This is a genomic window from Aerolutibacter ruishenii, from assembly GCF_007830115.1.
Lineage (GTDB): Bacteria > Pseudomonadota > Gammaproteobacteria > Xanthomonadales > Xanthomonadaceae > Aerolutibacter > Aerolutibacter ruishenii.
Genome location: NZ_VLKP01000005.1, coordinates 209,676 through 222,206, shown reverse-complemented (window position 1 = coordinate 222,206; position 12,531 = coordinate 209,676). Strand labels below are relative to the sequence as shown.

Genomic DNA, 12,531 nt, shown 5'->3' with positions numbered 1-12,531 from the left:
GATGAGTGGACCGCAAGGCGCGCCCCGCGAGCACCACCCGGCCTGGTGGTACGGCGACGTCCCCGTGCCGCTGCACGCACGCCTGCTGGCCGGGCTGTACGCGGGCGCGGGTGCCCTGCGGCGGCGCCTCTACCGCGTCGGGCTGTTGCGCCAGCAGCATCCCGGCATCCCGGTGGTGGTCGTGGGTAACATCACCGCCGGTGGCGCGGGCAAGACGCCGCTGACCATCGCGCTGGTGGAACGGCTGCGCGCGGCCGGCTGGAACCCCGGTGTGGCCAGCCGCGGTTACGGTCGTGACAACGCCAAGCGCGCGCTCTGGGTCGAAGCGGCCACCACCCCGCGCGAAGGCGGTGACGAGCCCACGTTGATCGTGCGCCGCACCGGCGTGCCACTGCGCGCGGACATCCGCCGGGCCGCGGCCGCACGGGCACTGGCACAGGCCGGGTGCGACATCGTGGTCTGCGACGATGGGCTGCAGCACTACGCATTGCGTCGCGACGTCGAGATCGAAGTCATCGATGCCCGTCGCCGATATGGCAACGGCCAGTTGCTGCCGGCGGGTCCCCTGCGCGAACACCCCGAACGCGGACGCCGCTGCGACTTCCGGGTGGTGAACCTCGGCGGACCCGGCACGCCCACCTTGAACGGCGAAACCGGCTTTGGCGAGTGGCCGATGCGATTGCGCGCCGAGCGCGCGGTGCCGCTGTCCGGCGGCCGCCCGCGCAGCCTGTCCGATTTCGCTGGCCAGCGCGTGCACGCCGTGGCCGGCATTGGCGACCCCGAGCGGTTCTTCGCCATGCTTCGCGGCCTGGACATAGCGGTTGTTCCGCACGCCTTCCCCGACCACCATCGCTACAGTCGCGAGGACTTCGAGTTCGGCAGCCGGTTGCCCGTACTCATGACCGAGAAGGATGCGGTCAAGTGCGCCGAGTTCGGTTCCGACCTGTTCTACGCCGTGCCCATCGACGCCGAACTGCCAGAGGCGTTCTGGGTCGCGTTGCTGAGCCGGCTGACCCAGACCCGCACCGCCTACCAGCACCCCACGCCATGACCGATTTCGTCGTCGCCATCCCCGCCCGTTATGCAGCCTCGCGCCTGCCGGGCAAGCCGCTGCGGCTGCTGGGCGGCGAGCCGCTGGTGCTGCACGTGGCGCGCCGCGCGCTGGCTGCCGGTGCGCGCGAAGTCTGGGTGGCCGCCGACGACGAACGCATCGCCGCCGCGCTGCACGGCTGCGGCGTGCACGTGGCCATGACCTCGGTCGACCACGCCTCGGGCACCGACCGGCTGGCCGAATGCGCCACCATCGCCGGCTGGGCCGACGACACCATCGTGGTCAACCTGCAGGGCGACGAGCCCTTTGCTCCGGCGTCCGGCATCCGCCTGGTGGCCGAACTGGTCCGCGACAGCGGCGCGCCGATGAGCACGCTGGCCGCGCCCATCACCGATGTCGACGTGCTGTTCGACCCCAATGCGGTCAAGCTGGTCACCAACCACGACGGCGACGCGCTGTACTTCAGCCGCGCGCCGATGCCCTGGCCGCGCGATGCCTTCGCCCGGGACCGCAGTTTCCTGCCGGACGACGACGTGTGGATGCGCCACATCGGCATCTACGGGTATCGCACCGGTTTCCTGCGCCAGTTCGCGGCGATGCCGCAGGGGCGGCTGGAGAAAGTGGAATCGCTCGAGCAGCTGCGCGCGCTGGAAGCCGGGCACCGCATCGCCGTGGCACTCACGCCCGAGCCGTTCCCGCCGGGCGTGGATACGCCCGAAGACCTGGCGCGGGCCGAAGCGCGCGTCGCCAGCCGGAGCCACTGAACCATGGCCGCGCCCGTGCGCCTGCTGGTGGTGTGCCTGGGCAACATCTGCCGCTCGCCGATGGGCGAGGGCGTGCTGCGCGCCCGCATCGAGGCATCGCCCCTGCGCGGTCGCGTGCTGGTGGATTCCGCCGGCACCGGCGACTGGCACGTGGGCCAGCCGCCGGACCACCGCGCCATCGCCACGGCCGCGCGCCATGGCGTGGACATCGGCCACCTGCGTGCGCGCCAGTTCCGTCGTCTCGATGCAGAAACGTTTGACTGGCTGCTGTGCGCCGACCGCGACAACCTGGCCGACGTCCGCGCGCGCATTGATCCCGCCCTCCACCAACGTGCAACGCTGCTGCTGGAATGGAGCGGGGTAGGCGAGGGCGACGAAGTGCCCGACCCCTACACCGGCGGCACCCACGAATTCGAGCACAGCTGGTCCCTGCTGGAGCGCGCGGCCGATGGCGTCGTCGCGCGCCTGCTGGCCAGCCAGGGGCAGTGGCGCTGAGTCTTGCGAGGGTCGGCGCGCGCTTTGGTGCGACCGGCTGCCCGGCGCTTGCCCTGACGCATAATCGGCCCCAGATGGAGTGCCGATGCAGGACCCGATGACCACCCCCGCGCCTCCCTTCGACGGCAAGGCCTTCGTGCGCACGCTCAGCACCGCGCCGGGCGTGTACCGCATGATCGCCGCCGACGAGACCGTGCTGTACGTCGGCAAGGCCGGCGCGCTGAAGAACCGCGTTTCCAGTTACTTCAACGCCACGCCCAAGTCGGCGCGGATCATGGCCATGCTGTCGCAGGTGGCGCGCATGGAGGTCACGGTCACCCGCACCGAGGCCGAGGCGCTGATCCTCGAGAACGAGCTCATCAAGTCGCTCAAGCCGCGCTACAACGTGCTGCTGCGCGACGACAAGAGCTACCCGTACGTGCTGCTGACCAGCGAGACATGGCCGCGCATCGCCATGCACCGCGGCCCGCGCGCGGTGCCGGGGCGCTACTTCGGCCCGTACCCCAGCGTGATGGCGGTGCGCGACACGCTCAACCTGATCCACAAGCTGTTCCGCCTGCGCAACTGCGAGGACAGCGTGTTCCGCAACCGCTCGCGGCCGTGCCTGCAGCACCAGATCGGCCGCTGCAGCGCACCGTGCGTGGGCCTGGTGCAGGCGCGCGACTACGCCGAGAGCGTGCGCCGCGCCACGTTGCTGCTGGAAGGCCGCAGCGACGAGCTCACCGGCGAGCTGACGAAGGCCATGGAAGACGCCGCCGAGCGGCTGGACTTCGAGAACGCCGCACGCCTGCGTGACCTGGTCGCGTCGATCCGCACCCTGCAGGCACGCCAGTACGTCGACGGCCGTGCCGCCGACCTGGACGTGCTGGCCATCGCCATGCACGGCGTGCAGGCCTGCGTGCTGCTGCTGGCGTTCCGCGACGGGCGCAATCTCGGCACGCGTGCGTTCTTCCCGAAAACCAATGGCAGCGACAACCCGGAGGAAGTGCTGGCCGCGTTCGTCTCCCAGTACTACGGCGAGCAGAACCCGCCGCGCGAGATCATCCTCGACCGCGACATCGCCGACCGCGAGCTGATCGAACAGGCGCTGTCCGCGTCCAGCGATCGTCGCGTGCAGATCCGCCACAACGTACGCGGCGAGCGCGCCGGCTACGTCGACCTGGCCCGCCGCAACGCCGAGATGTCGCTGGCCGCCGAGCGCACCAGCCACGCCGCCCAGCACGCCCGCGCGCAGGCCCTGCGCGAACTGCTGGACATGCCCGAGCTGCCCAAGCGCATCGAGTGCTTCGACATCAGCCACACCATGGGCGAGGCCACCGTCGCCTCGTGCGTGGTGTTCGACGCCGAAGGCCCGGTGCGCGGCCAGTACCGCCGTTTCAACATCACCGGCATCGAGCCTGGCGACGACTACGCCGCCATGCACCAGGCGATCTACCGCCGCTTCCGGCGGGCGATGGAAGAGCGGGAAGGGTTGGCCGCGGCGGATGGTGGCACCCAACCGGAAGTCCGCGGGGTGTCGGCAGGCGATGGCCCTGGTCTGGCCCCGGACCAAGGCACGGATGCGACGACGCCAGGCGCACCGGCCAGCGTGTCCGCCAAGCCGTCGCGCAAGCACCCGCGCGCATCGTCCGAGTTGGGCGTCCTTCCCGACATCCTGCTGATCGACGGCGGGGCAGGGCAGGTGGCCCAGGCTCGCGCCGTGCTGGACGAACTGGGTGTGGAGGGCGTACTGCTGGTGGGTGTGGCCAAGGGCCCCGAGCGCCGCCCTGGCGACGAGGAGCTGCTCCTGCCCGACGGCCGCAGCGTTCGGCCCGGGGCTGAATCGCCAGCCCTGCAACTCATCCAGCAGGTGCGTGACGAAGCGCACCGTTTCGCCATCACCGGCCACCGCGGCCGCCGCCAGAAGGCGCGCAATGTCAGCCGGTTGGAGGACATCCCCGGCATCGGCCCGCGCAGACGCGCTAACCTGTTGAAGCACTTTGGCGGCCTGGGGGGACTCAAGGCCGCGGGGGTCGAGGAAATTTCCCGGGTCGAAGGCATCAACGATGCCCTCGCCGAACGGATCTATGCCACCCTGCACGGACTGGACGCGCGGAGCGAATGATGAAGTTGACGGTACCCACCCTCCTGACCCTGCTGCGGATCGTGATGATCCCGGTGCTGGTCGCGGTGTTCTACCTGCCCTTCAAGTGGACCAATTTCGCCGCGGCGTTCATTTTCGCCTTCGCCTCCATCACCGATTGGCTGGATGGCTGGATCGCCCGCCGCTACAACCAGCATTCCGCCTTCGGCGCGTTCCTGGACCCGGTGGCGGACAAACTGATGGTGGCCACCGCATTGCTGCTGATCGTGCAGAAGCACCCCACGCCGTGGATGGCCTTGTGGGCCGCCGTGATCATCGGCCGCGAGATCGCCGTGTCCGCGTTGCGCGAATGGATGGCCGAGATCGGCCAGCGTGCCACGGTCAAAGTGGCCACCATCGGCAAGCTCAAGACCGTGGTGCAGATGGTGGCGCTGACGATCCTGCTGTACTCCGTGCCCGACCGGCTGGGCAGCCCGATTACGCTGCTGTTCAAGATCGGCGACTGGATGTTGGCCGTGGCGGCATTGCTGACGCTGTGGTCCGGTTTCGCCTACCTGCGTGCCGCATGGCCGAGCCTGCGCGAGGATGTGAAAACCAGTTGACATGTTGCGTTCCATGCCTAAAATGTCGCTTCCTCTGCGGGAATAGCTCAGTTGGTAGAGCACGACCTTGCCAAGGTCGGGGTCGCGAGTTCGAGTCTCGTTTCCCGCTCCAGTTTCAAGGGGGTTGCCCCTGGACAAGGCCCCGGAATCGGGGTTTTGTTTTTTCAGCGGTCGCACGCTGTCTTTGGTGCAATCGTGGCTGCGGGCGGTATGCTGTGGCCTGTCGCGCAAGCGATCGTCATCCGGCCGGGTGGCAGAGTGGTTATGCAGCGGACTGCAAATCCGCGTACGCCGGTTCAATTCCGACCTCGGCCTCCAGATTTCAGGGCTCCGCTTCGGCGGAGCCCTTTTTTTGAAGCGCAGGGCATGAGGACGCGCCGAATGCCGCCATGGCGATCTTTCCGAAAGAAGCGCCCCGACAGCGCGGTGCTATTCACAAACCAGTTTTTTGCTGTAGAATGACGCTCCCCGCGGGAATAGCTCAGTTGGTAGAGCACGACCTTGCCAAGGTCGGGGTCGCGAGTTCGAGTCTCGTTTCCCGCTCCAGATTCAGGGGTTCGCCCCACGCAAAGCCCCGCAATCGCGGGGCTTTGTTGTTTCAACGCCCGGTTGGCGAAACTGGTAGACGCAAGGGACTTAAAATCCCTCGGCCGCAAGGCCATGTCGGTTCGATCCCGACACCGGGCACACGCCGCGCACAACGCGCGTGCATTGCGCGCAACGCGATATCCTCGGTCGCATCACGCCGCAAGCGATCATCCATGGCCCGATATTTCCCCTACGCACTCAGCGTGCTGTTGACCCTGTTGTCGCTGCTGGCCTGGTCCAGTGCCAGCGGCACGTGGCCCCTGTTGGGGGTGGTGGTGTTCGGTGCGCTGGCGCTGCTGGGGACGGCCGACCTGCTGCAGACCCGCAGCACGCTGCGCCGCAACTACCCGCTGCTGGCGCATTTCCGCTACAGCCTGGAATCCATCGGGCCGGAGCTGCGCCAGTACTTCTTCCAGTCCGACACCGTGGAAGTGCCGTATTCGCGCCAGCAGCGCGCGCTGATCTACCAGCGCTCCAAGTCGGTCAACGACGTACTGCCCTTCGGCAGCCAGCAGGACACCTACGCGGTGGACTACGAGTGGATCAACCACTCGATGGCGCCCACGCCGCACCGCAGCCACGACTTCCGCATCACCATCGGCGCGCAATGCGCGCAGCCGTATTCGGCCAGCGTGTTCAACATCTCGGCGATGAGTTTTGGCGCGCTGTCGGCCAATGCCATCCGTGCGCTCAACAAGGGCGCCAAGCTGGGCGACTTCTACCACGACACCGGCGAAGGCTCGATTTCGCCGTACCACCGCGAGCACGGTGGCGACCTGGTGTGGGAGATCGGCTCGGGTTACTTCGGTTGCCGCAACGACGACGGCAGTTTCAGCGAGGAGCGTTTCACCGCCAACGCGCGCGACCCGCAGGTCAAGATGATCGAGGTGAAGCTGTCGCAGGGCGCCAAGCCGGGGCATGGGGGTGTGCTGCCAGCGGCCAAGGTCAATGCGGAGATCGCGGTGACCCGTGGCGTACCCAAGGGCGTGGATTGCGTGTCGCCCGCGCGCCACAGCGCGTTCAACTCGCCCCGCGAACTGCTGGCCTTCGTTGCCCACCTGCGCGAGTTGTCGGGCGGCAAGCCCACCGGCTTCAAGCTCGCCATCGGCCATCCGTGGGAATGGTTCGGCATCGCCAAGGCCATGGCGGAGACCGGCATGCTGCCGGATTTCATCGTGGTGGACGGTGCCGAAGGCGGTACCGGCGCCGCGCCTGCCGAGTTCATCGACCACGTGGGCGTGCCCATGCACGAGGCGTTGATGCTGGTGCACAACACGCTGGTGGGCCTGGATCTGCGCGGCCGCATCCGCATCGGCGCGGCCGGCCGCATCAGCAGCGCGTTCGACATCGCGCGCACGCTGGCGATGGGCGCCGACTGGTGCAACGCGGGGCGCGGTTTCATGTTCGCTCTGGGCTGCATCCAGTCGCTCAGCTGCCACACCGACCATTGCCCCACCGGCATCGCCACGCAGGACGCCGCACGCTGGAAGCACCTGGACGTGACCGACAAGGGGCAGCGCGTCTTCAACTACCACCAGAACACGATGAAGGCGCTGCGCGACCTGCTGTGTGCGGCCGGCCTGGAACACCCGGACCAGTTGGGACCCGAGCACATCCTGCGCCGCGTGTCGCCCGTCGAGGTGCGCTCGCTCGGTGCGTTGCACGCGTTCCTGCAACCGGGCGACCTGCTGGGCAGGGTCCCGTCGCATGCCGTGTTCCAGCAATTCTGGGCCTGCGCCAGCAGCGACAGTTTTGCCGCACCGGCGAGCGTGCAGTCGCTGCGCCAGTCCAAACTGGTGTGAAGAAATTTCGCATCAACCCCTTGGCAAGTGTGGGGGAGGTTGCTGTATACTGCGCAGCCCTCAGGGGCGGTTAGCTCAGCGGTAGAGCATTGCCTTCACACGGCAAGGGTCGCAGGTTCGATCCCTGCACCGCCCACCATATCTGCGGATAGCGAAGAACCGGCGAAAGCCGGTTTTTTTGTTTCAAGGGACAGGCCCGGCGACACGCTGCGCTGGTGCGCGAAGCGGTCGTTGCTGGACGTCATAGCGCGCGAACCTGTCCATCGCTTGCGGCGACATGGAACACCTGCCGCTGCAGTCGCGCGTCCAGCGAGGACGGAGCGTCGTACAGGCGCTGGCGGCACGTATCCGGCGGCAAGGTGAGCAGTTCGACCTTGAAACCGCCTGCATCGACGTGGGCCAGGCATACGCCGTGCACCCGCGTCCGCACATGGCGCACCTGGGAGGCGCCGGCGGCGATCAGTGCATCAAGGCCGGAGACCAGCCGTTCGCCCACCTCGCGGGTGGCCGGGTCCCGCGCCGCTTCGGCGCCCAGGATGTCCGCCAGCGGAGTGGACGAAACGGCGGGCACGGTGAACTCGCTGATGCGGGGGCCGTGCTGGCTGACGAAGGCGGCATGGATGTCGCCGCTGAGCGCGACCACGTTGCCGGCCCGGGCGAAGGGGCCCTCGAGCAGCGCCTGCCTCGCCTGCGGGAAGCCATCCCACTGGTCGACGTTGAGCAGGAAGCGTCGGCGCATCGCTTCGGGGGCGCCCAGTTCGGCGGCGGACAGGTCCAGCACGATGGGCGAGAGCGAGATCGAGGTGGCCACCACTTTCCACTGCGCGGCCGAGCCTTCCATACCCTTGCCCAGCCATTGCCATTGCCGTGCCGACATCGGCGCGGGTGGGGTGTCCCTGGCGCGCAGCGCGGCCAGTGCGTCATACACCTCCGCCAGCACGAAGTACCGTGATCCGATGCTGTCGAACAGCCGTGTCTTGCCCAGGCACAGCCAGGCCAGTCCCGTGCCGTCGGCGGTCTCCACCGCCGGGATGTCGGCATGCAGGAAGCCCGGGGTCGCCTGGTTCCATCGGGCCAGCACGGCGTTGATCGCCGGCCACGCCACCCGCCCGCGGGTGGCATCGTCGGCGTACTGGCGTGCGCGTTTGCGGTCCAGGCCCTCGCGGCGGCAGGCGGCCCCCAATGCGCGCTGGAGCGCCTTGCGCAACGGGGCCCGGTCCTCGCGGTCAAGGTCGAACCATGGCGCCATCACGTGATCCAGGGCCGTGGGGGCGAGCCCCACCTGGGGCAGGCGCTCGTGCAGTTCCTCGCGCGAATGCAGCACCGTTCCGGGAAACGCATCCTCCGGGATGAGGTGGTCGGGGCGCTCGCTGCGCGTGTCGGTGAGGAACAGGTCCAGGTTGCGGCCAAACCGCAAACGCCGCCATAGGCTTGCGTTCGGGAACAGGGCGCCTGGCTGCACGTGCGCGCTGTCGTCGGGCGCGCCAAGGTCCACGTCCACCGGCAGGTATTCAAAGTAGGCCTGCTCGGCGTTGCGGCGACGGTCCGCGTCGGCTTCGTCGTGGCGGCCGTCGTGATGGGTGGACGTGGCCTGCCAGCAGTCGTCGGCAAACTCGTGGTCGTCCCAGATCGCCACCAGCGGGGCGCGCTCGAGCAGTTGCTGCAACACCGGGTCGGTCCGCACGGTACGGTGGATCTGGCGGTAGTTGTCGAGGCTGCGCGCGGCAAAGTAGGGGGCGTCCGGCGTGCCCAGCCGCAGCGCGCCGGCCTGGTCGTCGAATGTGATGCTGCGTCCGGCGTCGCGTGACTGGAAACCCGGGTCGCCCACCGTCTCGTAGATGAAGTCGCCCAGGTGGAGGATGAAGTCCAGTTCCTGCTCCAGCAGCGGCAGCATCGCGTTGTACCAGCGGCCGCCGTAATCCTGGCAGCTCATGAAGGCGAACCGCAGGGGCACGTCGGCATCCGGTGCTGGTGCGCTGCGCGTGCGCCCCACGGGCGAGCCGGTCCAGCCGTCGGTGGCATTGCCCAGCACGAAGCGGTAGTGCAGCTCCTGGCCTGGCGCCAGGCCGGTGAGACGCACGCGCACGCAGTGGTCGTGGGCCTTCAGGGCGTGCAGTTCCATTTCCACCATGGCGCCCGTGAAGCCGGCATCGGTGGCGACCTGCAACAGCAGCGGTTCGCGTGCCTGCCGGGTCCAGACCCGGGTCCACAGCAGCACGCGGTCCGGGCGCGGGTCGCCGGAGGCGACCGACTGGGGAAAGCGGCTGCGGTCCACGGTGATGGGGCCGCGCGGTCCGATGCGGGTGGCTTGGGCGCCCTGCGGCAATGACAGTGCGGCTGCACCCAGGACGAGGGTACCGAGGAAACGGCGGCGGGTAAGCGGCATGGACACTCCTTGGCGCCGATCCCTTCGGGCGGCGACGTAACGATGGCAACGCTCGGCGGGCGGTGGAGGCCGTGGCGCCCACGCCTGCCAGCGTCGGGCAGTCAATCGCGTCAACATGACCGTACGGTTACGCATGGTTGTAACCGGGCTGCAATCCGGCCGTGGAACCCTCATGGGCCTTGCGGGGGCAGGGGGCTGCCTTCCGCACTCGCTCATCAATCGGGGTCCTCATCCATGCCATGCCAGATCCGCAATAGCGGCCGCTTCAACGCGTCTGCCTTCCGCCATCACCCAACCGCCCGGTCGGCGCCCGCACGCAGCCTGCTTGCCGTGGCGTTGGCCCTGGCCAGCGCCAGCGCCTGGTCGCAGCAGGCGGTCCAGACGGCCCCCGCCCAGCAGTCACCGGTGGAGACCAACGCGGCCGATGACGGCGTCGTGGTGCTGGAGAAGATGGTTGTCACCGCGCAGAAGCGCGAGCAGCAGGTGCAGGAAGTGCCGATTGCGATCACCGCGTTCTCGGGTGAGTTCCTGGACAAGCTCGGCATCGATGGCTTCGAGCGCCTCGGTGGTTATGTGCCCGGCCTGCAGACGCAGGTGCAGAGCCCGAACAATCCCGGGTTCGTGATCCGCGGCATCACCTCGGACAGCGGCGACGCCACCGTCGAGCCGCGCGTGTCGGTGTTCCAGGATGGCGTTTCGATCAGCCGCTCGCGCGGTGCGGTGGTCGAGATGTTCGATCTGGAGCGCGTGGAAGTGCTGCGCGGTCCACAAGGCACGCTGTTCGGCCGCGGCGCGCAGACGGGTGCGGTGCACCTGATCCAGAACAAGGCGCGGGATGCCACCGAGGGCGCGTTCCGTGCGGGGTTCGGCAATCTGGGCTCCACGTATTTCAGCGGCCACGTCAACGCGCCGCTGGTCGACGGCACGCTGTTCGGTCGCCTCGCTGTCTTCCATGAGCAGCGCGACGGTTCGGTCGACAACCTGGCCGGTGGCGACCTCAACGGCCGCGATACGCAGGCGGTACGCGCCAGCTTCCACCTCAACGTGGGCGAAGCCTCCGGCATCGACCTCATCCTCAACCACCAGAAGGACACGCCGCCGGGCACCGCGTTCCGCAGCAATGTGATCCCCACGCGTGCCGGTACGCGGGATGTGTTCCCCGATACGCCGGCCGACCTCAATCGCGGGGAGGAACTGGGCCTGGACCGCACGGTCAACGGTGCCACCCTGCTCGGAGACTTCTGGCTGAGCGACAGCTGGACGCTGTCCACGATCACCGGCTGGCGCGAGTTCGACTCCCACGAGGAGTTCGACGCCGATGGCTCGCAGCTCTACCTGCTGGAGTTCGCCGAGATCGCCAAGGGCCGCCAGACCAGCCAGGAGGTGCGCTTCAACTATGATGGTGGCGGCGCGTTCCGTGGCTTCTTCGGCGGCAGCTGGTTCGACGAGTCCGGCTCGCAGCGCGTTCCCTTCAGCACGGACGAGCGCAGCCTGTACGCACTGCTGTCGCCCACGCTCTCGGCCGCAACCGGCGGCTTGCTGCCCGTGGTCTCGCCGCTCAATCCCGACGCCACGCCCAATACCTCGCTGTCCCTGATCAACGTGCACCCGGTATTGCAGCAGCTGCTGGGCCTGCCGCCGTTCCTGCCGCTCAAGGCGCGCCACAGCGAGGAATACGCAAACTTCAGCGATGTCAGTGCCTATGAGCTTTTTGCCGACGGCACCTGGTCGCTGACCGATCGGTTCGACCTGACGCTGGGTGTGCGCTACACGCACGAAGAGGTCGAGTCCGGCTACGAGGCGCTGTCCCACGGTACGCCGAGCGTGCTGGGCCTGTTCCTGCCCACCCCTGCCAATCCCTCGTTCCCCAACGCACTGTTCGCGCCGACCCCGGGCCGCGTCACCGGCGATGGCGATTTCGATTCGGTCGTTGGCCGCGCGGTGGCCAGCCACCGCTTCTCCGATGACATCAACGCCTACGCCAGCGTGTCTCGCGGCCGCCGCCCCGACGTGGTGCAGGTCGATGCCGATGGGGCGCAAACCATCGACGAGGAGATCGTCTGGAGTTACGAGATCGGCCTGAAGGGCGCGGCCAATGAAGGCCGTTTCGTCTACGACCTGGCGGCCTATTACTACGACTACAGCAACTTCCAGACGCAGGTCCAGAACCCGACGCCGCCGCCGTTCTTCATCGCCGCCAATGGCGGCAAGGCGCACGCGTCGGGCGTGGAAGTGTCGCTGATGAACCAGTTCAGCGATTCGCTCAGCGGCTTCTTCAACTACAGCTGGATCGACGCGGGCTTCAACGCCTTCGACGACGATGGCAACCACCAGGCGCTGGCGGGCAACCGCTTCCGCCTGACGCCGGAGAACACGGTGGCAGTGGGCCTGGACTGGAGCGTCCCGTTCGGCAACGGCCGCCAGTTCTTCCTGCGCCCCAGCTACACCTGGCGCTCGCAGGTGTACTTCGAGGATGACAACCAGCCGGGCATCGAGCAGGACGCATACGGCCTGTTGAACCTGAACACGGGTATCGCCTTTGGCAACGGCTGGGACGTGCAGGTGTACGCGCACAACCTCACCGACGAGGAGTACCTGGTCGATGCCGGCAACACCGGGCAGCTGTTCGGTATCCCGACGTACGTGCCGGGTACGCCGCGCCTGTACGGCATCCGCTTCGGCTACCGGTTCAAGTAATCGGCGGCCCAGCCGCGGCTTCGATCCGTCCACGGTGGCGCCATGCGCCACCGTGGACGGACC

Annotated in this window: 8 protein-coding genes and 5 tRNA genes; 12 read left to right on the top strand and 1 reads right to left on the bottom strand. The window is 68.2% G+C overall.

All coding sequences use genetic code 11. The annotated features are described in order from the left end of the window. Position 1: 1 nt before the first annotated feature. From lpxK to IP93_RS07795, 11 genes are all read left to right on the top strand, one after another. Positions 2 to 1,051 (top strand): tetraacyldisaccharide 4'-kinase, encoded by a 1,050-nt coding sequence (lpxK, locus tag IP93_RS07845; RefSeq protein ID WP_144814131.1) that lies wholly within the window; start codon positions 2 to 4, stop codon positions 1,049 to 1,051. After that, positions 1,048 to 1,815, top strand: a complete 768-nt coding sequence (gene kdsB, locus IP93_RS07840) for a 3-deoxy-manno-octulosonate cytidylyltransferase (protein WP_144814129.1) — start codon at positions 1,048 to 1,050, stop codon at positions 1,813 to 1,815. Before lpxK ends, kdsB begins: the two co-directional genes overlap by 4 nt. Before the next feature lie 15 nt (positions 1,816 to 1,830). Further along, entirely contained in the window at positions 1,831 to 2,310 is a 480-nt protein-coding gene (locus tag IP93_RS07835; RefSeq protein WP_144814229.1) for a low molecular weight protein-tyrosine-phosphatase, read from the top strand. Positions 2,311 to 2,407: 97 nt separating this feature from the next. Next, positions 2,408 to 4,414, top strand: a complete 2,007-nt coding sequence (uvrC, locus tag IP93_RS07830) for an excinuclease ABC subunit UvrC (protein WP_144814228.1) — start codon at positions 2,408 to 2,410, stop codon at positions 4,412 to 4,414. Next, positions 4,414 to 4,995, top strand: coding sequence for a CDP-diacylglycerol--glycerol-3-phosphate 3-phosphatidyltransferase (gene pgsA / locus IP93_RS07825; RefSeq protein ID WP_144814127.1), 582 nt, complete (start codon positions 4,414 to 4,416; stop codon positions 4,993 to 4,995). The genes uvrC and pgsA overlap by 1 nt, the downstream gene beginning before the upstream one ends. A 36-nt stretch (positions 4,996 to 5,031) precedes the next feature. Further along, a tRNA-Gly gene (locus IP93_RS07820) sits at positions 5,032 to 5,107 on the top strand. A gap of 132 nt (positions 5,108 to 5,239) precedes the next feature. After that, positions 5,240 to 5,313: transfer RNA gene (locus IP93_RS07815), tRNA-Cys, on the top strand. A gap of 152 nt (positions 5,314 to 5,465) precedes the next feature. Next, positions 5,466 to 5,541 (top strand) — tRNA-Gly (locus IP93_RS07810). 57 nt (positions 5,542 to 5,598) lie between these two features. After that, a tRNA-Leu gene (locus IP93_RS07805) sits at positions 5,599 to 5,682 on the top strand. Positions 5,683 to 5,756: 74 nt separating this feature from the next. Further along, entirely contained in the window at positions 5,757 to 7,385 is a 1,629-nt protein-coding gene (locus IP93_RS07800; protein ID WP_144814124.1) for an FMN-binding glutamate synthase family protein, read from the top strand. A gap of 64 nt (positions 7,386 to 7,449) precedes the next feature. Continuing rightward, a tRNA-Val gene (locus IP93_RS07795) sits at positions 7,450 to 7,524 on the top strand. Between the two features lie 102 nt (positions 7,525 to 7,626). On the opposite strand, the gene IP93_RS07790 is transcribed toward IP93_RS07795, so the two are convergent. After that, positions 7,627 to 9,771, bottom strand: a complete 2,145-nt coding sequence (locus IP93_RS07790; protein ID WP_158636304.1) for an alkaline phosphatase D family protein — start codon at positions 9,769 to 9,771, stop codon at positions 7,627 to 7,629. A gap of 330 nt (positions 9,772 to 10,101) precedes the next feature. On the opposite strand from IP93_RS07790, the gene IP93_RS07785 reads away from it, so the two are divergent. Next, a complete protein-coding gene (locus IP93_RS07785; RefSeq protein WP_158636303.1) occupies positions 10,102 to 12,468 on the top strand; it encodes a TonB-dependent receptor in 2,367 nt (788 codons plus the stop codon). Positions 12,469 to 12,531: the final 63 nt, after the last annotated feature.